This is a genomic window from Bifidobacterium sp. LH_413, assembly GCF_056357015.1.
Genome location: NZ_JBKEVK010000004.1, coordinates 71228 through 97042, shown reverse-complemented (window position 1 = coordinate 97042; position 25815 = coordinate 71228). Strand labels below are relative to the sequence as shown.

At 65.6% G+C, this 25815-nt stretch carries 18 protein-coding genes; 11 read left to right on the top strand and 7 right to left on the bottom strand.

Annotation, left to right across the window (positions count from 1 at the left end):
• The first annotated feature begins 330 nt into the window (after positions 1-330).
• Together AC1AYN_RS07580 and AC1AYN_RS07575 are read left to right on the top strand one after the other, a co-directional pair.
• A complete protein-coding gene (locus AC1AYN_RS07580; RefSeq protein ID WP_476532789.1) occupies positions 331-5784 on the top strand; it encodes a carbohydrate-binding protein in 5454 nt (1817 codons plus the stop codon).
• Between the two features lie 131 nt (positions 5785-5915).
• Entirely contained in the window at positions 5916-7898 is a 1983-nt protein-coding gene (locus tag AC1AYN_RS07575; RefSeq protein WP_476532788.1) for a glycoside hydrolase family 3 protein, read from the top strand.
• An 84-nt stretch (positions 7899-7982) separates the two neighbouring features.
• Here AC1AYN_RS07575 and AC1AYN_RS07570 read toward each other — a convergent pair whose 3' ends face one another.
• The gene (locus tag AC1AYN_RS07570; protein WP_476532787.1) at positions 7983-8156 is read right to left on the bottom strand and encodes a hypothetical protein; all 174 of its coding nucleotides are present in this window, start codon (positions 8154-8156) and stop codon (positions 7983-7985) included.
• Positions 8157-8160: 4 nt separating this feature from the next.
• A complete protein-coding gene (locus tag AC1AYN_RS07565) occupies positions 8161-8649 on the bottom strand; it encodes a hypothetical protein (RefSeq protein WP_476532786.1) in 489 nt (162 codons plus the stop codon).
• A gap of 116 nt (positions 8650-8765) precedes the next feature.
• On the opposite strand from AC1AYN_RS07565, the gene AC1AYN_RS07560 reads away from it, so the two are divergent.
• The 5 genes from AC1AYN_RS07560 to AC1AYN_RS07540 all read left to right on the top strand — a co-directional run bounded on the left by AC1AYN_RS07560 (position 8766) and on the right by AC1AYN_RS07540 (position 12306).
• The gene (locus AC1AYN_RS07560) at positions 8766-8990 is read left to right on the top strand and encodes a hypothetical protein (protein ID WP_476532785.1); all 225 of its coding nucleotides are present in this window, start codon (positions 8766-8768) and stop codon (positions 8988-8990) included.
• Between the two features lie 79 nt (positions 8991-9069).
• Entirely contained in the window at positions 9070-9639 is a 570-nt protein-coding gene (locus AC1AYN_RS07555) for a cadmium transporter (protein WP_476502142.1), read from the top strand.
• A gap of 44 nt (positions 9640-9683) precedes the next feature.
• Positions 9684-11144 (top strand): L-serine ammonia-lyase, encoded by a 1461-nt coding sequence (locus tag AC1AYN_RS07550; RefSeq protein WP_476502143.1) that lies wholly within the window; start codon positions 9684-9686, stop codon positions 11142-11144.
• Between the two features lie 153 nt (positions 11145-11297).
• Complete coding sequence (locus AC1AYN_RS07545) at positions 11298-11702, top strand: FKBP-type peptidyl-prolyl cis-trans isomerase (protein WP_476502144.1); 405 nt, start codon at positions 11298-11300, stop codon at positions 11700-11702.
• A 121-nt stretch (positions 11703-11823) separates the two neighbouring features.
• The gene (locus AC1AYN_RS07540) at positions 11824-12306 is read left to right on the top strand and encodes a GreA/GreB family elongation factor (RefSeq protein WP_476502145.1); all 483 of its coding nucleotides are present in this window, start codon (positions 11824-11826) and stop codon (positions 12304-12306) included.
• Between the two features lie 99 nt (positions 12307-12405).
• Here AC1AYN_RS07540 and trhA read toward each other — a convergent pair whose 3' ends face one another.
• On the bottom strand, positions 12406-13302 hold the full coding sequence (gene trhA, locus AC1AYN_RS07535; protein WP_476502146.1) for a PAQR family membrane homeostasis protein TrhA: 897 nt from the start codon (positions 13300-13302) through the stop codon (positions 12406-12408).
• A gap of 144 nt (positions 13303-13446) precedes the next feature.
• Here trhA and AC1AYN_RS07530 point away from each other — a divergent pair, with 144 nt between their 5' ends.
• A complete protein-coding gene (locus AC1AYN_RS07530; RefSeq protein ID WP_476532784.1) occupies positions 13447-14937 on the top strand; it encodes a sensor histidine kinase in 1491 nt (496 codons plus the stop codon).
• Between the two features lie 131 nt (positions 14938-15068).
• On the opposite strand, the gene AC1AYN_RS07525 is transcribed toward AC1AYN_RS07530, so the two are convergent.
• The 4 genes from AC1AYN_RS07525 to AC1AYN_RS07510 form a co-directional block, all read right to left on the bottom strand.
• Positions 15069-15347, bottom strand: coding sequence for a WhiB family transcriptional regulator (locus AC1AYN_RS07525; protein ID WP_034526413.1), 279 nt, complete (start codon positions 15345-15347; stop codon positions 15069-15071).
• Between the two features lie 128 nt (positions 15348-15475).
• Complete coding sequence (locus tag AC1AYN_RS07520) at positions 15476-17287, bottom strand: FtsK/SpoIIIE domain-containing protein (RefSeq protein WP_476532783.1); 1812 nt, start codon at positions 17285-17287, stop codon at positions 15476-15478.
• 120 nt (positions 17288-17407) lie between these two features.
• The gene (locus tag AC1AYN_RS07515) at positions 17408-18982 is read right to left on the bottom strand and encodes an LCP family protein (protein WP_476532782.1); all 1575 of its coding nucleotides are present in this window, start codon (positions 18980-18982) and stop codon (positions 17408-17410) included.
• A gap of 178 nt (positions 18983-19160) precedes the next feature.
• Positions 19161-20609: an LCP family protein gene (locus tag AC1AYN_RS07510; RefSeq protein WP_476532781.1), complete on the bottom strand. Its 1449-nt coding sequence runs from the start codon at positions 20607-20609 to the stop codon at positions 19161-19163.
• Between the two features lie 242 nt (positions 20610-20851).
• Between AC1AYN_RS07510 and AC1AYN_RS07505 the strand changes: the two genes are divergently transcribed.
• The 3 genes from AC1AYN_RS07505 to AC1AYN_RS07495 are packed head-to-tail and all read left to right on the top strand — an operon-like array spanning position 20852 to position 25814.
• A complete protein-coding gene (locus tag AC1AYN_RS07505; RefSeq protein ID WP_476502151.1) occupies positions 20852-21154 on the top strand; it encodes a WhiB family transcriptional regulator in 303 nt (100 codons plus the stop codon).
• Positions 21151-24306, top strand: a complete 3156-nt coding sequence (locus tag AC1AYN_RS07500) for a glycosyltransferase family 2 protein (protein ID WP_476532780.1) — start codon at positions 21151-21153, stop codon at positions 24304-24306. Before AC1AYN_RS07505 ends, AC1AYN_RS07500 begins: the two co-directional genes overlap by 4 nt.
• Positions 24303-25814 carry a DUF5719 family protein gene (locus AC1AYN_RS07495; protein ID WP_476532779.1) on the top strand — a complete coding sequence of 504 codons (1512 nt, stop codon included), beginning with the start codon at positions 24303-24305 and terminating at the stop codon, positions 25812-25814. Before AC1AYN_RS07500 ends, AC1AYN_RS07495 begins: the two co-directional genes overlap by 4 nt.
• The last annotated feature ends 1 nt before the right edge of the window (position 25815 follow it).

Here is a 25815-nt window from a genome sequence, read left to right as displayed (position 1 = left end):
CCGTCTTCATATCCGCAGCCACGACGGTTGTTGTACTCGTGACCTGTATTGTCGGTGCCTGGCATTCCGCGACGCAAACGACCGCGCAACTGCAGTGCCTGCTGTGAAATATTGTCAGTCGCTTGCGTGACATCCGCCCAAATTTCATTCGAATGAATTTTGACATTCTGATTGCTTTGCGATAGGATGGCGGTATTCATGCGAATGTTTTAATTTCATGCGCATGAAATGCGTGTCATGGTGAGGCGATGAAGCGCATCCACACATTGGAGTGTTTCAACGACGACGTGTTCGATGACTCGCAATGGAAAACAGGAAGTTCGAAGGAGAATGATGAAACAACGAAGGCGAATCGGCCTCGCATTGACGGGACTTACGGTCTCGATGGCCATGCTGATCCCAATGAATGCCGCGTCGGCGGCCGATACTGGCACCGTCATCCGCAACAGCGGAGTCCAGGTCACGATGTCCTCGACGGAACACTCGCAGGAGTCAGGCTGGTTCTGGAACCTGACGGATAAGAACGCATCCAAACCCAACTGGACAGTCAGCAACGCGGTATCGGCCAAGGACGCCATCGACCTGACCAACGTCACCGACACCACCGATGAGAACATCACCGACATCTCAGTGGATGACACGAAAACCTACCAGACCATCACTGGTATCGGTACCTCCGTGGATGGCTCCACTGTGGGCAACTGGTGGAAAATGAGTGAATCCAAACGCGCCGAATTCATCAGGACGCTGCTTGACCCGGTCAACGGCATGGGACTGACCTCGTTCCGCCTGACTATCGGCGCCGCCGACTTCACCGACAAAGACTTCTACACCTACTACGATGCCCCGAACGCCACATTGAACGGTGCGGAACCCAATTGGGACGGCGATGGTATCACTGGATTCAGTATTCAGAAGGACCGTGACGAACACATCATCGACTTCGTGCATGCGCTCCAATCCGAAGCCAAGAACCTCGGCGTCGACATCAGCTTCTTCGCCTCACCGTGGAGCCCGCCAGGGTGGATGAAGACCCCAACCAGCTCCAGCGCATCCTATGCGGACAATAATCTGCTGCTCAAGGGAGGTGATTTCAACAGCGAACATATCGACGACTACGCCAAGTACCTGGTGCGCTACATCGAGGAATACCAGAAGGAAGGCATCCCAGTCTCCGCACTCACATTGCAGAACGAGCCCTTGCTGGAAATCGATTATCCGAGTTGCCATATGACCGGTACGCAGGAAGCCAAGCTCGCCACCGCCATCAAAAGACAGCTTGCGGCCAGCACCGTGTTGAATGATGCTGAGAAACAGGTTCAGGTCTGGGCGTTCGACCACAACTTCGACGGTGCCGACGCCTACGTAAGCGAAATGAAGCAAAGCCCCGAGGACTGGGCCAACGTGGACGGTATCGCCTTCCATCCTTACGGCGGCAACCCCAGCACGATGGGAGCACTGAGCCAGGCCAACCCGGACAAGTCCATCCACCTGACCGAACGCTCTTGGTGGGGCACCACCGGAGCGAACTGGATGATCGACTGGTTCCGCAACGGCTCTCAGAGCTACAACAGCTGGGTCTCCATGCTCGACAGCGAAGGCAAGACCCACCACTGGGTCGGCACTCCCGATCCCACCACCTTCGTGCAGAACGCGAAGAACCCCGATGACGTGGTCAACACGCCTGAAGTGAACCTCATCAGCCAGTTCAGCCGGTACATTCGTCCGGGCGACGTACGTGTGGACAGCACCGCCGGCTCCCCGGACACGCTCACCAATGTGGCGTTCAAGAACCCCGAGACCGGTGAGGTCTCCATGGTGGTCGTCAACCGAACCGACAAGGAACAGAAATTCAAGGTCGTCAACAATGGTGCACAGTTCGTGTCCAGCGTGCCGGCCAAGAACGTCGCCACCTACCGGTGGCTGCCCATCGACCAGACCAAAGTGAAGGACGTGACCGCCGCCCTGACCTTGGCCGACGCCACCCTCGACGGTGCCGGCGCCAAAAACGACACCGTCATCACCGGGCTCGACAAAACCAGCACCGTGGAATACCTGGTGAACGTGCACAGGGCCGGCACTTACCAGGTGGCGTACGCCCTCTCCGCCGCGAGCGGTTCTACACGCAATACGCCGGTCACGCTGTCCTCCGGCGGTGACGAACTCGGCGTGGCGCACTACTCGTCCGACAACGCCGCCATCTCCACCACCCAGACCACGGTGACACTCGGCAAGGGCATCCAGATCCTACGTGTGGCCTTCCCCGAAGGCGGCGTGAACTTTGCCGGCATCGCCTTCACCAAGACACAGGACACCGTAGGCATTCCCGGACGACTCGACGCGACGAACTACACCGATCGTGACGGAGTACGCATCGCCGACGGCAAGGCTGTCGCGATAGCCGACGGCGATCATCTCGATTACGCAGTGAACGTGCAGAAGACCGGCACCTATGACGTCATGGTCAGCGGCACCGGCGCGAACGTTTCAGGGAACGATGCAGAAGCCGTCCCCGATGCGGGCGATGCCGGCGCGGACTCCAAGACCGAGACAGGCGGCGATTCCACCCGGCAAGAACCCGGTGACGGAACGCCTGATGAGGATTCATCGAAGAACGGCACGAACCAGAAAGACGGCAACGCCGCCAATCCCACCGAGCCGAACACGGGCGATGAGTCTGAAGAACCGTCGCGCGACAACGGCTCCACCGTTCACGAATCCGCATACGTCGCCACACCCACGGATATGGCCACCAAGCATGTACGTACCGTAGCCGACACCACCACGGCCGACGTGAGCCTGTACTCCGTGGACGGCAATGGCACGGAGACCAAGCTCGGCGACTACGTCTACGGAACAAAGGCCACTGTCCAGCTCGCCAAGGGCACCGCCACCCTGCGCATCAAGCTCGACCGCGCCGCGCAATCGTTCTCGGCGATGGTCATCGGCAACGCCATCACGGCCGAACAGGAGCAATTGACCGAAGGATCGCTCACTGGCAAAAGCATCACCCTTGCACTGGCCGACGGCCAATTCGTCCAGACGTTTGATCCCGCGAAATGGACGTTCGACGACGCGCCCCACGGCATCGCATACACCGTCGATCGCGTAAACGACACCACGGCGCGCGTCACCTTCACTACGGAATCGGACGTCGACTTCGATAGCGACATGACCGCCACGCTGAACGTGGATGCCAGCCAGTACTCCGGTACGGCAGGCACCGCAATCAGTGCGCCGGTCACGTTCACCGCAGTGAACGATCCCGAATCGCTCTCCGCAGGCGAGATCGGTTACCAGGCCAAATCCGTGGACGTGACCATCACGGGAGGCACCTTCAACGACCACGTCGCCGACGACGGTGTGGTCTCGCTCACCGGCGATATCGCCGCATACGCGACGCTGACAAAAGCCGAACGCAAAGACGCCCACACCATCACCCTGACCCTCGACTGGACCGGGAAAACGCTGTACGGCGGCACCTCCGGCAGCTTGACGGTCGCGGCGAACGGATACGACGACAGCGACGGCCAAGGCGCTTTGTCCGCCGACCTGACCTTCAACGGTACCAACGACATGCCCGCCGGCATCACGGTTGGCGATCAGGAGGTGACGCTTGGCGGCGAGAACGCCAGACCATATCGCGGCGTCGAATCGCTGAGCGACAACCAGAAGAAAGGCGACTATCAGGACTACTACCTGAACGTGACCGAGGAAGGCGACTACACCATCACCTTCGGCGTATGGGACAGCGGCGCCGTACCGAACGCCATCAAACTCTCCGGCGGCACCGGTTTCGCCACCGACAACCTCGCCAGCATCTCGCTGCCGAACATGTACAACGGCACCGGCGAATACAAAACGGGTTTGCACCTCAAGGCGGGCGGACAGACACTGCGCTTCGAGCTCAACGCCGAAGGCGCGAGCCTATGGAACATCCGCATCGCCAAAGCGAACGCAGTGAAGACGAACGCCGATTCCCCGGCTACACTGGCACCCTCAAATGTCATCAACGGTTCCACTGACAAAGCATGGGCCATCCAAGGCTCCAACCCGAGCAACATCGGATGGGGCGAGGCCGACTCCTATCAGGATTACCTGGTGGACGTCGCCAAGACCGGCACGTACGTCGTCACCCTCGACGCGGCCACCGGATCCGACGGTGCCGTTGCACACATACAAACAGTCGATGGCTCCACGGCGACCGATCTAACGCAGCTCAACGTGCCGAACACCGGCTGGGACAATTACAAGACGCAGACCGCCACCGTGCAGCTGACCCAGGGCGAACACCGCATCCGCGTGCTCACCAAGGGGACCAGTCTCAACTACCGCAGCCTGAAGCTCACCCTGTCCAAGGCGATAGCGCCCATCGCCGTCGGTGGTGACACCGTCTCCCTGAACGAAGACAAGGCCTCCGACTCCAACGGCAGCCTCAGCAACAACCAGAAGAACGGCAACTATGCGGAATACACGCTGAACGTCGCCGAGGAAGGCGACTATACGCTGACCTACGGCTTTTGGGTGAACGCCAAAGCCGTGCCGAACGCGATCAGGATCTCCGGCTCCGGATTGGAATCGGTATCGGTGAGCTTGCCGAACACCTGGGATGTGGCGAACACCGGAGAAAGACGTACGCGGATCCGCCTCGCCGCAGGCGAGCAGACGCTGCGCGTGGCACTGACCGCCGATGACGCCAGCATCTGGGATCTGCGACTCACCAAAGTCCATGCCACGGACGTCGGCACTGCAACCGGAACCTCCGGCCAGGTGAGACTCGCCACCGATGCGATCATTGGCGGCTCCGACGACAAGGCCTGGGGTCTGCAAGGAACCGGCAACACGCGTAACGTCGGATGGGGCGAGGAAAATTCCTACCAAGAGTTCTCCATCAACGCCAAGCAGGGTGGAACCTACCAGTTCAGCCTCAACGCCGCCACCAACGACCAGAACGCATCGGCCGTGATTGAAGAGGTCGCAGCGGACGGCAAAAGCACCGAGCTGGCCGCGCTGGACGTACCCCAATACGGTTGGGACAGCTACGCCACCACCGCATTGAAGAAGGTCCCGCTCACCGAAGGCGAACATCTGCTCCGCATCGTGGCCAGGGGAGGCGCGGTCAACTACCGGTACGCCAATCTCACGCTCCAAAGCGCAGACCAACCCATGCCGCCGACAGTGGACAAGACCCAGCTCAACAAGCTGATCGAACAGGCCCAGAACCGTAAGCCCGCCGACGGCAAGCAGTTCACCGCCGAATCGAAGGCCGCGCTGGATGAAGCACTATCCAACGCGCTCAAAGTCTCCGCCGACGGCACGGCCGCCCAGCAGACCGTGGACGACGCGGCACGGGTATTGCAGTCCGCGCTCGACGGACTGAAGGAGGAGGACAAGCCCACCAAGCCGACCGTCGACAAGTCCGCGCTCGAAGCACTGGTCGAAAAGGCCGAATCGCTGAAGCCAGATGACGGCAAGCGTTTCACCGCCGCGTCAAAGACGAACCTCGATAAGGCCATCGCCGCCGCGAAGTCCATCCTTGACTCGGATAACGCCACAAAGGAACAGGTCGAGGCGGCAAAATCCGCCCTCCAACAGGCCATCGACGGGCTGAAACAGGAAGTCATTCCGTCCAGCGGCAACGGTGCGTCCTCGGATCGCAAGACGAACACAGCGCTGAGCAAGACTGGCGCGGCCATCGGTGTCGCCTTGGCCGTCGCCCTCGCACTCGTTTGTGGTGGCGTGGCGCTTCTGCTCGCCAAGCGCGCCCGCAGCCGCCGTCGCTGATAGGGAAACGGGCGCCCGGAGTCCTGTAAGAATACAGGTCTCCGGGCGTTCCCTTCAGCCGCGGCCATGAGCCGCATCCAACCTCAATATGAATATCCAAACGTTCTATGAATAAGGAACAAGGAACGACCATGCACAACCGTATTCGACGCCGCAATGCAGTGGCGACCACATTGCTTTCGATGGCGATCTCAGCATCACTGGTGTTTGCCGCAGTGCCGATGGCCTCGGCAAACGACGACGGAAACCCGCATCGGAAACCCGCATCTTCACATACGGAACCAGCCGCCACCATGGTGACCGCCCGGAACGATCGCGTCGCACGATTACTGGCCTCGATGTCCTTGGAAGATAAAGTCGGTCAGATGATGCAGCCGGACACCCGGCACATCACGCCGCAGCAGGCCGCTGAATACCATATCGGCTCCATACTGAGCGGCGGCGGTGCCGCCCCGGAATCAGGCAACAGCGCATCCGATTGGGCGAACCGCGCCGATTCCTACCAGCACGCCGTCATCAACGAGACCGGCATCCCGCTGCTGTACGGCGTGGACGCGGTACACGGCCACAACAACGTCGCCGACGCCACACTGTTCCCGCACAACGTCAACCTCGGCCAAACCGGAAACGCCGAACTCGTGAAGCAGATCGGAGCGATCACGGCAAGCGAGGTACGAGCCACCGGCTCCAACTGGGTATTCACGCCCACGCTGGGACTGCCCAAAAACGAACGATGGGGCCGCACCTATGAGGCATACGGTGAGAACGCAGATCTCTCGGCCAAACTCGGCGCCGCCTATATCGAAGGCTCGCAGGCGGGCGAAAGCGGCAGCGGGCTGGCCGGCTCGGACTCCGCCATCGCCACCGCGAAGCATTTCATCGGCGAGGGCATCACCAAAGACGGCGTCAACCAAGGTGACGTGCCTCTCGACTACAACAGCGAAGCATTCCGGAAGATTCTCGACAGCGAACTGCTGGTACCCTACCGGGCGGCCGTCCAGGACGCGAACGTCAGATCGGTGATGGTCTCCTATAACTCCATCGGCGGTGTAAAATGCCACGGCAACGCCGACCTGCTCACCAACGTGTTGAAACGAGGACTCGGATTCACCGGCATCGTCATAACCGACTACAACGGCATCGACCAGATCGAGGGCAACCTGAACTACGCCCAGAAAGTGGCGAAGGCCGTGAACGCCGGCGTAGACATGCTCATGGTGGACGAACACGAGGGAACCCAACCCAAGTGGATCGCGGCACGCCAGGCCGTCATCGACGGCGTGAACTCCGGGGATATCGCCATGGCGCGCGTCGATGATGCGGTGACCCGTATCCTCAACGTGAAGGATGAGATGGGTCTGCTGGAGAACCCACAGCTGGCCTACTCAAATAAGGAACTGCTAGCGCAATTCGGCGGCGAGGCACATCGCGCCGTGGCCCGCGAGGCCGTCGCGCAATCATTGACGCTACTCAAGAACAGGTCGACCGATGATGGCTCCACGTTGATGAACGACTTGCCGTCCATGAAGCGCATCGTCGTGGCGGGGTCGTCCGCCAACGACATCGGCATGCAGTCCGGTGGATGGACGATCACCTGGCAGGGGTCGGCTGGCGACATCACCAGCGGCACCACCATCTATGAGGGCCTCAAGACGGCCGGCAAAGAGAACGGACAAACCGTCGATCTCAAGGAAGACGGTTCATTCACCGGAAACTATGATGCGGCCATCGTCGTCGCCGGGGAGAGCCCATACGCGGAATACGCCGGCGACCGCACCGCGAATCAACTGACATTGCAGCAGAAGGATATCAATACGATCTCCAGCATCCGCAAAACGCATCCGAACCTGCCCATCGTCCTGATACTGACCACGGGCCGAGCACTGACCATCACCGACCAGCTCAAGCAGGTGGATGCGGTGGTCATGGCCGGGTTCCCCGGTTCCGAAGGAGAGGGCGTGGCCGATGTGCTGCTGTCCGCAGATCGGGACTTCAGCGGGCACCTGACGACTACCTGGCCGAAAGACGCCAACAACATCGCCAAGAAATATATCGATTCCAACGCGGTGCTGTTCCCGTACGGAACCGGGCTGGTCAAGAGCCAAGTGAACTAGTCCGCGAAGGAAACTGGTTGGAAGTGCCCGTGCCAAGTGGGCGGGCACTTCCGTGACATCTGGAATAGGAAGCGGGATTGTTTCTTATGCTCCGTCCTTGACCAATATGGGGAAGGCATGAGAGGATTCTGCCAGAGCCAAGGCTCTCTCCAGTTCAATCTTGGATTCTTCCAGCTTCGAAGTCTGCATGGCGATTTCCAGAATGGCCTGTTGCAACACGTAAGCATCATGCTGATCGGGAAGGAAATCGAAAGCCAACAGATCAGCAATCCGCTCTCAGGTTCCGTTTCGATGACCCGGCCAAAGGCGTTCCATCGGATTTACGGTATCCGGGGATGAATTCGTTTCGGATAAAATCACCGAATGTAATCTGAAGCGCGGCTTCGGCTTTAGCCCGTTCGGTCGGATGAACCCATTGCTTGATGCCCTTCTCATGCTTGATGACGAGCTCATGCTCCTCATCAAGCCATCGATATGCCTCCGCTTTGAATTCCGGTTTGAACTGACGTTGTACTTTCTTACTAGGGTCGATCGGGTTCTTATACCGGACCTGCCACGCATACAGTTGTCCGTCAGAATCCAGTCTTGCTATGACCGATCCCCATTTGCTCCGGGTCCGTCCCGCGCGGGTGGAGTTCCTCCTCCTTGTAGCTCTGACTGGCCGATTGGACCTAGGTCTATTGCACACCTCAGGAGTGCTTTTGCCCGTGTCGGCTTGTGCACCTAAAAGTGCGCCTACATGCTTTTCCATTACAAGCTCCTTCGGTGTTCCCACGTTGCGCTACTTCACGTACGTCTCTGCAAGACCAGGAATGATTTAGAGAAAAGAAAAAGCGGGGGACCTCCCCGCCAGCACCACAGGAAAAGGTGACTACCTTACTGACGACTGGGTTTACGAATAATGATGGTCAGGAAACCGAATGGCAGGATGTTGCCGGTCAGTGTGAGTACATCTGTCTGGCTGCAAGTATGGAGCTTGGCGGTGTCTGTTGTCTGAAGCTCGATATGCTCGAATCCCTGCGGGGGCACTTCCATCGTCCGCCATCGTTCGTCATCATCCGGAAACAAACCGCCGAAACATACGGCGGCTAGGCTCGTTCCCCGTCCCGACCACAATGCACCCGACCACAATGCACCCGACCACAATGCACCCGTGAAGGAGAGGAACGTCATGCCGTCCAGCTGGAGCCACGTCGACAAGGACACCACGACCGGACTGCCGATCATGCTCGCGCAGAACATCATCGTCGGTGCCGCGCTCACCGTCGGCGCGATCGCCTGCTCGGGCTTCTACCTCACGATGATCGGCAACGTCGCCTCGCTCGTGCCGTGGGCGCTCGTCGTAACGTTCGTCGCCGTCGCCTACACGTACGTCGTCGGCTTCGCGATCCTGTGGTGCGTCGAATCGTTCACCCTGCGCATGCGCGACAAGTTCAAGCCCATCGCCTACGGCGTCATCGGCGCGATCGGCTACGGCATCTGGGGCCTGTTCGTGATGACCTCGGTAATGAACTCGCTCGACCAGCCGCTCAACGGCGTCGTGCTCTCCAACGGGGACGTGGCCGCCGTCGCCGTCAACTACGCGGTGTTCGGCTTCGTCGCCACCATGCTCGGCCAGACGCACGGTCCGAAGCTCGCCGCCAGGCGCAAGGCCGCGATCGGCCTGCTCGTCGCGCAGATCGCGCTCGCCGCCCTTGGCCTCGTGTGCGCGGTGATGATGTTCTCCGCACTCGGCAGGTAGCCGGGCGGGCCAGACAGCCAGACAAGGCAGATAGGAGGAACCCCATGTTCAGCGTCCTCGACATGTTCTCCATCGGCGTGGGCCCCAGCTCGTCGCACACCGTGGGGCCGATGTCCGCCGCGCACGCGTTCGTCGCCTCGATGCGCGACGACGGGCTCATCGAACGCACGGACCGGATCAAGGTCACCCTGTACGGCTCGCTCGCGCTCACCGGACTCGGCCACGGCACCGACCGCGCCGTCATGGCCGGACTCGAAGGCAACGTGCCCGCCACCGTCGACACGCAGCACATGCTGCGCATCCGCGAGACCTGCGCGCTCGACGACACGCTCAACCTCGCCGGGGAGAAGCGCATCGGATTCCACTACGACAAGGACATGGTCTTCGAGCAGTGGAAGCGCATGGCGGCGCATCCCAACGGCATGCGCTTCCAGGCGTTCGACGCGGCCGGCAGCCTCGTCGACGAGCAGGTCTGGTATTCGATCGGCGGCGGATTCATCCGCCAAGGGCACCCGGACGACCTGATGATCGGCATCCACGAGCGGCCGCCGGAGGGCACCGCGTTCGCCGACGAGGACGAGTCCGCGTCCACCGACTTCGGCCCGGACGCGCCCTACCCGTTCTCCTCCTGCGCCGAACTCGTCGACCTGTGCCGTGAACGCCATCTGAGCATCGCCGAACTCGTGTGGGCCAACGAGACCGCCACACGCTCCGGCGTGCAGGTGCGCACCGCCATCGACAACGTGTGGCGCGTCATGCGCGAATGCGTGAACCACGGCTGCTCGTCCACCGAGCCCGTGCTGCCCGGTGGCCTCGACGTGCCCCGCCGCGCGCCGAAGATGTACGCGCGTCTCGCCTCCAACGCCGACGTGCTGCGCCGTGACCGGCAGCGCCATGACGCCGTGCTCGAAAGCTCCGACGCCGCGTGGGTGGACCTGTTCGCGCTCGCCGTCTCCGAGGAGAACGCCGGGGGAGGGCGCATCGTGACCGCCCCCACCAACGGCTCGGCCGGCATCATCCCCGCCGTGCTCCACTATTACTGGCATTTCGTCGACGACGCGAACGAGCAGGGCGTCGTGACGTTCCTGCTCACCGCCGGCGCGATCGGCTACCTGTTCAAGCGCAACGCGTCGATCTCCGGCGCGGAGGTCGGTTGCCAGGGCGAGGTGGGTTCCGCCTGCTCGATGGCCGCCGCCGGACTCGCCGCCGTGATGGGCGGCACCCCCGAACAGGTGGAGAACGCGGCCGAGATCGGCATCGAGCATAATCTGGGACTGACCTGCGACCCGGTCGGCGGCCTCGTGCAGATTCCCTGCATCGAACGCAACGCGATGGCGGCGAACACGGCCATCAACGCGGTGCGCATGGCCATGCTCGGCGACGGTTCGCACATCGTGAGCCTCGACCAGGCGATCCGCACGATGAAGGAGACCGGCGAGGACATGATGGCCAAGTACAAGGAGACTTCGAAGGGCGGCCTCGCCGTCAACGTGGTCGAATGCTGAGACGGTCGAACGCCGACCGCCGAAGTGGCCGAATGCCGATTGCCGCGCGCCGGTGGTGCTAGTATGGTCGGCATTGTGTCCGATTGAGGATGATGTTCCGTATGCGGGCGTGCGTCGTGTGGGACGCGCGCCCCGTGAGATAGGAGGCAGCCCATGGCTGATATGCCCACCGTGCAGGCCGAGTTCGGCACCACGCCCGTCATCGAGTTCCCGACCGCCGAGGCGCCGGCCGGTCTCAAGGTCGTCGAGGTCGTGGAGGGCGACGGTCCGATCGTCCGCCGCGGCGACACCGTCACCGTGAACTACCACGGCGTCGTGTGGGGCAAGAGCGAGCCGTTCGACTCCAGCTTCAACCGCCACCAGCCGGCCAGCTTCGGCATCGGCGTCGGCCAGGTCATCAAGGGTTGGGACCAGACCGTGCCGGGTCACAACGTCGGCTCCCGTCTCATCGTCTCCATCCCGCCGGAGTACGGCTACGGTTCGCGCGGCGTCCCGCAGGCCGGCATCGGCGGCGGCGACACGCTCGTGTTCGTGATCGACATCATCTCCACGCGCTGAGTACGGCGGCAGCGGATTCTTCAGGAAGCGCCGGGGATGACCGGCGCTTTCGCATATCCACGACAGACATTCACAGCATCCCCGTGCGCGTGACGCGCGCCGGGGAGGATAAGGAAGCGACATGGCAGAAGACGACAAGGACATCCTGCTCACGCAGGAGGCGTACGACAAGATGAAGGAGGAGCTCGCCTGGCGTGAGGGCGAGTACCGCGACGAGATCCTCGCCAAGGTGTCCGCCGCGCGCGCGGAGGGCGATCTGAGCGAGAACGGCGGATACCAGGCTGCCCGCGAGGCGCAGCGCGTCAACCAGGGCCGCATCGACGAGCTCACCGTCAAGCTGCGTCACGCGAAGATCCTCACCGCCCCGCCGGCCGGCAAGGTGGGCGACGGCTCCCTCGTCACGCTCGACATCATGGGCCGTGAGAAGGTGTTCGTGCTCGGCACGCGCGACCTGTCGATCGCCACCGACCACGACATCATCAGCCCCGAGTCCCCGATCGGCGCCGCCATCAACGGCGCCTCCGCCGGCGACACGGTGAGCTACAAGGCACCGAACGGCCGCGAGATCTCCGTGACCATCAAGGAGTCCAAGCCGCTCGTGTGAGCGTGATAGCGAAGGCCCTCGGATTCCCGGATCGAATCGATCGGGAATCCGAGGGCCTTCGCTATCCGGCTGCCGTGTCCGGTGTCGCTCGGATCCGGGTCAGACCCACAACGCCACGATCACCATGTAGATGGCGACCATGTGGCAGGCGTACCCGGCGACGGTGCCGCAGTGGAAGATCTCGTGGAAGCCGAACACGCGCGGCCACGGATCCGGCTTGCGCAGCGCGTAGACGATCGCGCCGAGGATGTAGCAGGCGCCGCCCGCGCACAGCAGGATCACGACCGCGGGACCCGCGTACGGCGACCGCCAGAACAGCGCCATGAACGCGAGCCCGTAGATGCCGAAGACGATGTAGACGATCGTGTACAGCCATCGCGGCGCGGAGATCCAGATCACGTGGATGATCATCGCCACGGCCGTGCACGTCCACATCGAGATGATGATGAAGTTGCGCCAGAACGGCTGGAGCGCGAACGAGACCGGCGTGTAGGTGCCGGCGATGAGCAGGAAGATGTTCACATGGTCGATGCGGCGCAGCACGTCGGTGACGTGCGGGCTCCAATCGCCCAGATGGTAGCAGGCGGAGTTCGTGAACAGCACGAGCGAGGCCGTCATGAACACGGCGCACGCCCATTTGAGGCCCGCCCCCTGCGCGAGGCAGATGAGCACGATGCCCGCGGCCAGCGACAGCGGCGAGGCGACCGCGTGGATCCAGCCGCGCATGGCCGGCTTCGGGCGTCCATGCACGTCGAGGCGGATCTTGCGTTCGACCTCGGCCGGCGCGATGCCTTCCAGCCTCAACGCCTTGGCCTCGCCCTTGGCGATGACGTGCTTGGCCTTCGCCTCCGCCTTGAGCCGAATCTCCTGCGCCTTGAGCTCGGCCTTGCTGCGTGCCGCGTCGGCGCGCGCCTTCAGCGCCTGCTCGCGGGCGTCGACGACCGCCTGCCGTTTCTCCCTGAGTTGTTCGTCCGTCAGCTTCCCCGTGTATGCCATGCCGCCTCCGGCCCCTTCATGTATTGACGTATCCGGTACTTACGTTACCGTAACCTACGATAGCGTAGGTTACGGCGAAGTCAAGCCTTGCCGGGGCGCAAGACCGGCGTCGCGAAGGACGCGGCGTTGCGTATGATGGGGGCCATGGCAGATTTCTCCCAGATACTCGCAACGCGGCCGGACCTCGACAACAGGGACAGGGAATGGCTGCACCAGCTCGTCGCCGACTGGCAGGTGATCGCCGACCTGAGCTTCGCCGACCTCCTGCTCATCATGCAGAACGGCGACGGCCGCTACGTCGTGGCCGAGCAATGCCGTCCCTCCACCGTGATGACGCTGCGCACCGACGACGTCGTCGGCGACATCATGCCCGAGGCGATGACCGGCGAGCTCGATGCCGCCATGCAGTCGGCCGTCGTGTTCCGGTCCACCGTGCTGAGGACCGTCGGCAAGTCCACCGTGTGCAACGTGTACGCGCCCGTGCGCCACAACGGCAAGACGCTCGGCCTCGTCGTGCGCGAGACCAACATGGCGACGCGCGAATCCAACGGCCGCTACGAATCCGAAAGCATCAACGCCGGCAAGCAGCTGTACGAGATGATCCCGCGCGGCCAGTTCCCGTACTCCGATTCGGTGATGAGCCAACGCCATATGGCCCGCGTCGCCGACGGCTTCATCGTGCTCACGATGGACGGCATCGTCCGCTACGCCTCGCCGAACGCGATCAGCTGCTTCCGCCGCCTCGGCCTGCTCACCACCATGCAGGGCCATTACCTGAGCGAGCTCGGCGCCGACCTGCTGCGCGAACAGAACGAGCAGGTCGACGAACAGCTGCCGCTCGTGCTCAGCGGCAAGGCCGCCGTCGACTCCGAGATCACCACGGACCGTTCCGCCGTGTCGGTGCGCTCGCTGCCCCTGTACGACATGAACGGCCGCACCGGCGGCATCGTCCTGTGCCGCGACGTCACCGAGCTGCGCCGCCGCGAACAGGAGCTGCAGACCAAGGACGCGGCGATCTCCGAGATCCACCACCGCGTGAAGAACAACCTGCAGGCCGTCTCCGCCCTGCTGCGCCTCCAGGCGCGCAAGACCAAGTCGGAGGAGGTCAAGAAGGAGCTCAAGGAGGCGCAGCGCCGCGTGCAGACCATCGCCATGGTGCACGAGGGCCTGAGCCAGACCGTCGACGAGGTCGTCGACTTCGACAAGGTGATCGCCAGCCTGCTCAAGATGGCCGTCGACGTCGCCACGATGCGCGACCAGCACATCGACATCGACTTCGTCGGCAAGTTCGGCATGATGCCCGCCCAGGACGCGACCCCGCTGTCGCTCGTGCTCACCGAGCTGATCACGAATTCCGTCGAGCACGGTTTCGAGGGACGCAAGGAAGGCCACATCACCATCTCGGTGGGACGTTCCGGCTCGAACCTGAGCGTCATCGTCGAGGACGACGGCACCGGCATCGACACGGAGGCCCAGGGCGGCATGGCGCGTTCCTCCGGCTCGGGCCTGGGCACGCAGATCATCAACACGTTCGTGACGAACGACTTCGGCGGCACCGTGCGCTGGGAGCCGCGTCGCGACGGCGGCACCCGCGTGGTGCTCGACATGAAGCTGCGCGCCGCCCAGACCGAGTGACGTTCGGGCGACGGGCGACGGTCCGGACATATGACGAGGCCCGGCTCCCCACGGGAAACCGGGCCTCATCATATGCAAGCGGAAAGCCGTGGTTCTCGTATGACGCGGGAACCACGGGGGAGATGCGAATCTCAGATCTGCATCTGCATGGCCTGCGAGCGGCGCAGACGCATCGCCTTGCGCTTGAGCTGGCGACGCTCGTCCTCGCTCAGGCCGCCCCAGACACCATAATCCTGGTTCGTGTCGAGCGCGCACTTGAGGCATGCGTCGATCACCTTGCAGGTGCGGCACACGGCCTTGGCCTCTTCGATCTGCTGGTATGCGGCACCCGTGTTGCCCACCGGGAAGAACAACTCCGGATCCTTGTCGCGGCACGCGGCCTTGGCGCGCCAATCGTAAGCACTGCTCATCGTCGTTACACTCCTGTCCGAGCCCTCTACATCCTGTCTTCATATACATAAGCACGTTCGCACGTCATTTTCAAGACTTTTCGCCAAAGAGATGAAGGAACGCGGCGCACGCCGGCGCGGCGGACCCGTCAGCCGCCGGCCAGCGCGCATTGCACCGGCGCGGCACGCGCATGGTCGATGAGGACCGCTCGCCCGGGCAGCACCATGTCGTCATGGTCGAACGACGTCCACAGGTCGCCGGGAATGCCGTTCATCTGATCGGTGGCGCGGTCGCCGGTGGGGAACACCACGCGGATCGCGCAATGCTCCGGGATGCGGATGTGCCGGCTGGTATCGGCCGCGAACACCACGGTGACATGGTGGTCCGTCAGCGCCCCGCGCAGCTCGGCGCACAGCGGGTCATCGCCGAACGGGTCGAACAGGGGGCCGGCGTCATCGACGAGCCAGACGAGCCGGGGGCGGGCGGACCGGGGAAGGGCGGGGCCTGTCCCGCGGGCGTCCCCACGCAGCATCCGGCTGCGATGGCCGTCCCCGTCGCGCACGGTGAGGCGCACGGCCGGCGCGTCGGCTCCGGCGCCCGCGAGGAGACGAAGCCGGACCACGTCGAGCAGGTTCGTCTTGCCGCGGCCGTGCTGCCCGATCACGCCGATGTTGCCGCGGTCCAACGGCAGACGGGCGACGTGGAGCGACACGCCGTCGTCGCGCAGGGCGAACGGCACGCCGTCGTCGCCGGGGGACGTGGCGATCGCATCCACGCGTCGCGGCAGCGGCGCGGTGAAGAGCGCGGGCGGCGGGATCGAACCGTGCAGACGCGCGGCGGCGTCCACCGCGTCCACGATCCGCGGGATGTCCCGCGCGGCGGCGCAACGCCACGGGACGACCGTCTCGCCGTCGCTGCAGTACGCCACGCCGGGCAGCGACGGCGGGATGCGTGCGGCCTTCGTCGAGCCGATGATCTCCGTCGACTGCACGCCGTCGCGCACGCGCAGGCACAGTCCCAGCGACATGTTCGCCTTCATGTCGGCGGACACCTGTCCGGCCGGATGCTGCGTGCAGGCGATCACGTGCATGCCGAGCGCCCTGCCGAGCGAGGCGATGCGCACCAGCCGGTCCACCATGTCCGGCAGTTGGTCCTTCAATGCGTGGAACTCGTCCGCCACGATGACGATGCGGGGCGGCGCGTCGGTCCCCATGGATTCGACGTCCTGCGCGTGCGCGTCCGAGACGAGGCGTTCGCGGCGTCTGAGCTCCGCCTCGATGGCGTGCAGGGCGCGCGTGGCGTGCTTCAGGTCCAGGTCGCAGACGCTGCCGATGCAGTGGGGAAGCCGTTCCAGCTCCTTGAACGCCGTCCCTCCCTTGAAATCCAGGAACACGAACCGCAGGTCATCCGGCGTGTTGCGGCAGGCGAGCGCCAGACACCAGCTCTGCAGCAGCACCGACTTGCCCGAGCCCGTGGTGCCCGCCACCAGCGCGTGCGGCCCCTGCCGTTCCAGATCCAACCGGAACACACCGTCGGCGCGTACGCCGACCGGCACGTCCAGCGTGCGCGGTTCCAGCCATCGCCGTGCGATCGTCCGCCAGGGCAGCGCGTCGTCGGACGGAAGCAGCGCGAGCAGGCCTTCCAGCGGCACCGGTTCGAGCAGGTCCAGCTCCGTGCCGTCGTCGATCGCCTCGCGCCGTGCGCGGTCGTCGGCGCCGATGCCCGACGGGTCGCGGTCCCGGTTCCGGTTCCGCGCGTGCTGGGCGAGCATCACGGCGACGCATCCGATGATTGACGGCGCCAACATCAGCGCGAACATCCAGCGGCGCATGGCCAGCAACACGGCGAGCATGACGATCTGGGCGGCGAGCGGCGCCGCCGTCGCCACCATGGTCAGGCGCTCCTCGCGGCGCGCGGGATCGTCGGCCGCCCTGCCGCGCGATGGGGTTCTCCGTGTCATGCCCCCAGTGTCCGGGAGCGGGCGCGTCGCGTGCAACCTCCACGGGCAATGTGGATGGAGCCCCCGGAAATCTTCACAAATCCGGGGACGAGGGACGGGCGATTCGTCGTGCGGGAACTGTCAGCCGTTCTCCGCCTCCGCGAGGGTGCCGACCGTTCCGGCCTTGTGTGTGCCTCCCGCGAGTTCGGAGAACAGTTCGAGGTTCTTCGAGTCGTCCAGCAGGACCGATGAGCCGACGCCGTCGACCTGATAGTCGGGGTCGGTCCAATAGACGCTGCCGGTCACGCCGTCGGAGCCCGTGGCCGCCTTGAACGTCAGCGCCATGTCGAGCAACGTGGCGGGGGAGGTCTTCGAATCGAAGGTCACCGCGGCGAGGCCCGCGTCCGCGACCTTCATCGCCTTGGCGGGATTGCCCAGCACCTCCTTGGAGGAGATCTTCGAGACGATCGCCGAGATCACCTGACGTTGGCGTTGGGCGCGTCCGAAGTCGCCGTTCGCGTCCGAGTAGCGCATGCGGGAGAACGCGAGCGCCGTCGTGCCGTCCGCCACATGACATCCGGCCTGCCAGTTCAGTCCGGAGTACGGATCTTGGACCGTCTCGTCGTAGCACAGGTTCACGCCGCCGGCCGCGTCGACCACGGTCGTGAGGCCCCCGAACTTGATCTTGGCGATGTGGTCGATCTTCTGACCGGTGATCTGCTCGACGGTGCTCACGAGCGCCTGGTTGCCGCTGAGCTGCGCGACGGCGTTGATCTTCATGTAGGTGCCGTCCACCTGGGTGAGCGAGTCGCGCGGGATGGAGATGAGCGAGCTGGGGCCGTTCTTCGGTTTGGTGAGCACCAGGATCGTGTCCGTGCGGAAGCCCGGCGTGTCGTCGGCGCTGCCGCCGGCGGTGCCGTCGCGTTCGTCGGAGCCGAGGATCAGCCATGTCGTCGCCGACGTGTTCGCGGCCGAGGTGAGCCACCCGTTCTCCTTGGTGAGGCGGGAGTCCACCCAATGCCATGCGCCGAATACGGAGAGGATGAGCGCGATGACGAGCGCGGCGAGCGCGCCGAGGATGATGTGCGGAGCGCGGTGGCGTCGGCGGCGCATGGCCCGCATGGTCCGTGCGTTCCCCGCGTGCTGCAGACCGTCGCGGCCTCCCGCGTCCCGTCTCATGGACGAGGGGCGATCCGTTCGTGCGGCGCGTGCCGCGCCCTCGCCCGGACGGCGTGTACCGGCGACGCTGCTGGAACCCGTCGACCGGCGTGCGGCGCGCGCCGGCGCGGGGGAGAAGCTGCGCGGGGACTGCTCATGATCGTGGCCGGAGGCGGCGGCCGATGACGTCGATCGCGGCGCGGCCGTCGACCGCGGGACCCGTGACGGCGCGGCCGACGACCCGAGCGAGGACACGGACGCCGATGCGCTGGAACGCGGGGTGAACGAGGCGGGCGTCGGATGCTGGGACTGCCGGGGCTGCGCATGACGCGCCTCGGCGCGCGACGGGACCGGCGTGAAGCTCGGCGGCGTGCCGCCGGACGAGGCCGGTGCGAACGACGCGGCCGGCGTGAACGAGGCGGCGGCCGTCGGCGTGAACGACGCGGGCTTGGCGGCGAATCCCGGGACGTCTTCGGCCGCCGGGCGGCGGCGGGAGGCGGCGGGGATGAAGCTCGGAGGAACCCCTTGGGAACGTGAGCCCTCGTCTTCCTGCGTCATGCCGCCTCCCCGTGCCTGATCGGATGATTGTTGTCTGAACCTATGACACTGTTGCACATCGTGGCGCGGATGGGGGCCGGGCGTCTGGTATTTTCTCATTTCCGGCACATGCGAAAGGCCCCGCGACGCGCATCGCGCCGCGGGGCCTTTCGCCGGAACACGCCGGTCCCGCCGTGGGCTACTGCTTGACGGGGCAGGCCACGTTGTTGAGGTAGGCCTCGGAGATGCCGATCACCTGGCCGCTGGCCGCGTCCTTGATGATGCCGGTCTCCGTGTCGATGACGCCGCCGGTGGCGGTGTCGATGTACTGGCCCGAGGCGTCCTGCTCGACGCCGTCGGCGACCTTCGTGTTGGCGGACTGGGTCTGCTCGGTGCCCTGCTGCTCGGTGCCCTGCTGGTCCGTGGAGCCCTGAGCGGCCGCGCTCTGGTCGGCGGATGATCCGTTGGACTGACCGGACTGGCCGGAGTCGGCGGAACCGGTGGAGCCGGAGTCCGTGGAGGTCTCCGTGGTCTGGGAGACGAACGGCTCGCCGTTGCGCATCTTGGCCCACAGCGCGTCCGCGTCGTCGCCCCACACCACGCGGTTGGCGTCGGTCGGGGCCTCGACGACGGGCACGGTGCGCGTGTAGAAGTTGGAGACCTTGAGGTCCTTGAGGCTCATGGCGAGACCGGCGAGCGTCGTCGTGTTCGCCAGTCCCTTGGAGATGTTGAGGGACTTCAGCGCGGCCTTCGCGAGCTGGTAGAGCTGCCCGGACTGGGTGAGCATGTTCTTCTGCAGCGCCTGGTTGAGCAGCTGCTTGACGAGGTACTGCTGGCGGGTGGTGCGCTGCACGTCGGAGCCGTCGCCGGCGCCGTGGCGCATGCGGGCGTACTGGGTCGCGGCCAGTCCGTCGAGATGCTGCCAGCCCTTGTTCAGGTACGTGCCCGTGTAGTCGTCGGAGATGTCCGAGGGGATGCACAGGTCCACGCCGTCGACCGCGTCGATCATGCTCTTGAGGCCGTTGAAGTCGACGACGATGAAGTTCTGGATGTTGAGGCCGGTCAGCGAGTTCACCGCGTTCATCGTGCAGCTGGCCGCCGAGGCGAGGTCGCCGCCCTGGCTGTAGCCGGAGGCGAAGATCGAGTTGAACATCACGTTGTACTGGGCGCCCACCGTGCCGTTCGAGGTCTCGCAGCTCGGCACGTCGACGAGCGAGTCGCGCGGGATGGACACGAGATTGATGTACTTGCGGTCCGCCGAGATCTGCATGACCATCGTCGTGTCCGCGTTGTGCGTGCCGTCCAGGTCGCCGCCGGAGCCGCCGATGGCGCTGTTGCCGCCGTCGCGCGTGTCCTGACCCAGGATGAGGATCTCCAGCGACTTGCCGGCGTTCGGGTCGACGACGGAGTTCGACGCGGAGTTGCCGTTCTGCGGGATCACGCCGACCGCCTGGTCGGCGATCGTGCCGTTGATATCCAGCAGCGTCGCGCCGGCCGCGGTGCCCGCGAACACGAGCACCGCCACGACCACGCAGATCACGGTGTCGCGCAGCTTGTGCTGGATGCGGAACGCCACGCTATGACGGGGGGAGCGGTCTCCCCATCCGTTCACGTTGGGGATATCGTTGCCGGATCTCTTCGAGCCCACGGACGCAAACCTTCCTGTCGGAGACAAAAATCCTCTCGATTGTACGGCATGCGGACGAAAAGCATCCTGAAGACGGGGAGGGACGGACGCCGTTCCGTTGGAAAACCAAGGGAACGGGCTTATACCACATCGGACGTCCGAACTGTGGCATTGACACGGCTCCACTTGACAAAAGCCAAACCGCATGTGTGTAATCTAGACACGAAGGAACAGGCTCGAATCAGGCAAGGGAGGTCATGCACATGTGGGGCATTGCCGAAGATTCCGCCGACGAGCCGCTGGAGGAGCTGTTATGGGGGCTGTTCTCCCCGGACGGCGATGTGTCATGGCAGCGCAAGGCGCTGTGCTCGCAGACCGATCCGGAGGCGTTCTTCCCGGAGAAGGGTGGGTCGACGCGCGACGCGAAACGCGTGTGCGCGCAGTGCGAAGTGCGCCGGCAGTGCCTCGAATGGGCCATCGAGCATGATGAGCGGTTCGGCATCTGGGGCGGCATGAGCGAGAGGGAACGCCGACGGTACAAGAAAACACGCAAGGAGCAGGCGTGACTGCAGACATCGAACAATTTCCCACCACGGGCGGCGTGCGCCGGATCCTGTCCGACGCATTGGCCGCCCGTCCGCGTTCACGGGCGCGCGGCGTCGAGACCGGCGTCACCGCCGTCGTGACCGTCGAGGACGATCTGAGATTCCTTCCGGACACGCTCGGATCGCTGCTCGGACAGACCGTGCTGCCCGGCGCGATCGTCGTGGCCGACTGCACCGGCGACACCGCGCAGCCGCTACGCACCTCGTTCGACGTGACCGTGACGCCCACCGACCCGCTGCTGGGCCGTGAACCGCGCACCCTGTCGGTCGACGTGTGGCTGGTGCGCGCCCAAGGGGCCTCGTCCTTCGGCGCCGCGGTCGCCAAGGCCATGGACTACGCCGGTCTGGACGGCACGGCGCGCGCCCTGTGGCTGCTGCACGACGACTCCCGTCCCGCCGACGCCCACTGTCTGGAACGCCTCGTCGAGGCGTGGCGCAATACGCCGGGCGCCTCCCTGCTCGGCGCGAAGCAGCTCGACTGGGAGGGCACGCGGCTGCATGGCGTGGGCGCCTACGCGACCGGCCACGCCGTCAACACGCTGGTCGTCGACGACGAACCCGACCAGGAGCAGTACGACGCCCGCGCCGACGTCTTCGCCGTGTCGCTGGCCGGCGCGCTCGTACCCATGGAGACCTATCGCGCGTTCGGCGGGACCGACCCGTGGTTCACCACCTACGCCGAGGGAACCGACCTATGCCGCAGGATCTGCCGCGGCGGCGGACGCGTGGTCGTCGTCCCCCGCGCGCGCATCGCCCATCGCCGCGCCCGCTTCGAAGGCGTGCGCACGCACGGCGGCGAAGGATTGGACCCGGAGGACGCGGTCAATCCGTCCATGCGCGTGATGACCGCATGGCGCCGCTACCGGTGCACGGACATCGCCATGCCCCGCTGGCCCCTCGTCTGGCTCGTCTCGCTCGTCGCCGCCATCGGGCTCGCCCTGGCCCGTCTCGTCGCCAAGCAGCCCTATGAGGCATGGTGCGAGCTGTGCATGCCCTGGCGTGCGCTCGCGTCCCTGCCCGGGGCGTTGCGCGCGCGCCGGGCGGTCGCACGTCAGACGAAGGTGGACCGGCGGCGACTGGCGCTGCTCACCGCCACACGAGGCCAGCTCACGCAGTGGAGGGAACGTTCGCACGCCCTCGCCGACCAGCGCGGCACCGTGCTGCTGGGGCCGCTGGTGCGCGCGCATCTGCGCATGCGCGCCGTGCGCCGCTGGGGGCTCGCCGCCGCGATGGCCGCGGCCGCGTTCGTCGCGGTGCTCGCGCTCGACTGGTCCTTGTTCCGCACGGCGCTGTCCGGCGGATCGCTCGTCTCGGCGCAATGGCTGCCCACCGGCGCCTCCCTCGCCCAGCTCGCATCGGCCGCCACCACGCAGTGGACGTGGGGCGTCGGCGTGGGCGTCGCCGCCCCACCGGCCCCGTGGCTGTGGGTGCTGCTGCTCGTTTCCCTCCTCACCGGCGGGCATGTGGCCGCCGCGACGGTCCTCATGTTCTTCCTCGCCGCGCCGTGCGCCGCATTGTCGTTCTGGGCGCTCGCCGGCGTATTCACCCGTTCCGACGCGGTGCGCGTCATCTCGGGATTGCTGTGGGTCTCCCTCGGCCTCGCCATGGGACTGTTCTCGACCGCCGACCTGCCGATGCTCACCGTGATGGTGTTCATGCCCGCGGCGTTCGCGTTCACGTTCCGCGCGGTGGGGCTCTACCATACCGAGGATCCGGTCCGTCCGCGCCCCTCGGTGCAGGCGTCCGCCGCCGCCTCGCTGTGCTACATGCCGGTCGTGGCCGCCGAGCCCCAGCTGCTGCTGCCCCTCGTCGTCACGTTCCTCGTCTTCCTCGTCTTCGTGCCCCGGCATCGCGCCATGCTGCTGCTCATGCCGCTGCCCGCCGCGCTGCTCGCGGCGCCGACGCTCGTCGCGTCCGTGCGTTACGCCTCCCGCGGCGAATGGCGTCAGCTGTTCGGCGACATGACCGTCCCCGTCGCGTCGGCCAACGGCCGTCCGGCGGCGCTCAACCTGACCGAGGTGGTCATCCGCGCGTTCGGATTCGACGAGACAGGCGGCTTCACGCAGTTCCTCACCTCCGGATTCGGCATCGCCACCCTGTGCATGCTGCTCGCCGTGACCGTGCTGGCCGTCGTCTCGCTGGTCCTGCCGTTCGCCCTGCGCGCCTCGCGCATGATGTGGGTGACGATCGTCGCGGGCGGCGCGCTGAGCCTCGGCTCGGCACGGGTCGCCATCGCGTTGGACGCCGACGGCGCCGTGGCCGGATCGGTGCTTCCCGGACTTCTGCTCGCCATGCTCGGCGCGCTGTCGTGCGTATGCCTGATGGCCGGCGGCGCCGTCCGCCGCTTCGTCGCCCTGCGCGCTCCGGGCGGCCGGTCGGATTCCGGCGCCGCCTCCGGACGCGCATGGCACCGGGCCGTGATCGCGGGACGTGTGCTGCTGTGTGTCGCATTGTCCGTGGGCGTGGTCGCCTGGACCGGATTCTCCACGGCCCGTCACGTCGAGGGGTCCGTCGCCGTCTCGGGCTCCGGATTGCCGATGGTGGCGACGGACATGCTCGAAGGCCAGCCCGGCCAACGCATCCTCGCCCTCGAGGCCGACTCCCGTTCCAACGTCTCCTACGCGGTCATGGACACCTCGGTGGGCGATCTCGTCGACTCCTCGCCCGCATGGCGCGCCCGCCAGGCCGCCGGTCAGACGGACGACGCCGATGGGCGCATCGGCGAGCTGTCCGCGAGGCTCCTGTCGAACAGCGATGACGCGGCCGTCTCCGCGCTCGTGGGTCTCGGGTTCGGCGGCGTGTTCGTCGTCTCCGGGCAATCCGGATCCGACCAGCTCGCCACGAACATCACCGCGTCCGACGGCACCCAGTCCGTCGTGACCTCCGACTCGGGCACCTACTATCGTCTGACCGCGGCCGAGGGCACCGGCGTCGGCGTCGACGCCACGCGTGAACGCGCCATGGCGCACAGTCCGTGGCGCTACGTCTGGCTGGTCCTGCTCGGCGTGACGTGCCTGCTGTACGTGCTCGTCGCCGCGCCACGGCGACGGCGCGGGCATCCGGTCGACGAGGAAGGACGCGCCGAACGCGAAGAGGAGGGCGAAACCGCATGAACAGGCAGGGAACACCGATGCGCGTGCTGCGCGTCATCGTGGCGGTCGTCACCAGCGTGCTGCTCATCGCGGCGTTCGCCGTGCTGGCCGTCGTCAGAATGCCCGACGTGATGGTGGATTCCGCCTCGGGCACACTCGGATCGTCGCACCGCATCGTCCAGGAGCGTCTTCAGGCGTATTGCCCGGCCCGCATGGAACTGCCCGACTCCACCGATTGGGGGGACAGCGAGTACCGTGCATCCGCCGGCGACATGACGACCTCCACCGCGCTCGCCGCGTTCGGCTCCGTGTACGCCTCCACGTCCACGCCGCTCGACCTGACCGGCGACGCGAAGACCGTCTCGCTCAAGGCTCCGGACAAGCCGGTCAGCCGTGACGCGATGGTGTCAAGGGACGACGGCGGCTACTCCCGCCTGCTCGACACGAACCTGCTCAAGGCCGGCGACGGTTCCGGCCACGCCGGCGTCACCGTGTCGCACGCCGCGGACGGCGACCTGCGCGGCATCTCCGCCGCCACCTGCGTCACCCCAGCGATGAGCCAGTCGTTCCTGCTCACATCCACGGCCACCGGCACGCGGCAGCAGCTCGTGCTCGCCAATCCCTCGTCCAAGGCGACCACCGTGTCCATCACGGTGGTGGGCAGCAAGGCCTCGGGACGGCTCGGCCTGTCCACGGCGGGCAGCGCCACCGTCGCCGCCGAGGGGGAGACCGTCGTCGACCTGTCGGCGGCCGCTTCCGGACAGGACGGCGTCTACGTCACCGTGGACAGCGGCGCCACGCCGGTGGGCGCCGTCGTGCGCACCACGGCGAGCAGCGGATTGACGCCGAAGGGCTCCGATTTCGCGATGCCCGCCGCGGACGCCACGGCCACGAGCGTGATTCCCGGCGTGGCCGAGGGCGACCGCGTGAGCCTCTACCTGTACGGCAAGAGCGCCGGCGAGGTCTCCCTTTCCTGGGCCACCGAGAACGGTGCGAAGGACATCCGCAAGGAGCAGGTGAAGGCGGACCGCGTCGCCGTCATCGATCTGGGCAAGGCGCCCAAGGGCGCGCGCGGAATCGTCGTCTCCGGCGGCGGGAAGGCCTTCGTCGCCTCGGCCAAGGCCACGAGATCCGGCTCCGACGGACAGGAGGACTTCGCGTTGCTCCAGGCCTCGGCTCCCGCAGTCTCCTCCGGCATGGCGATCGCGGACGGCGTCGATACGACGCTCACGTTCGTCAACGCCGGCGACGATGACGCCACCGTCAAGCTCACATTCATGGACGACACCGGCAAGGCCGGCGACGAACGCGAGGTGACCGTCAAGGCGCATGACGCGACCACCGTGAAAGGGGAGGGCGTCGCCGCCATCGTCTCGGACGAGGCCAAGGCCGTCTCGTGGGGCGCGCGCATCGGCGGCGGCGGACTCGACTCCGACAAGACCGCCGGACTGTCGGTGGTCGCGCCCACCACGCTCGCGGTGCGCGAGGAGCTCGTCAGGGCGACGCCCGACGCGTCGATCGTGCGCTGAG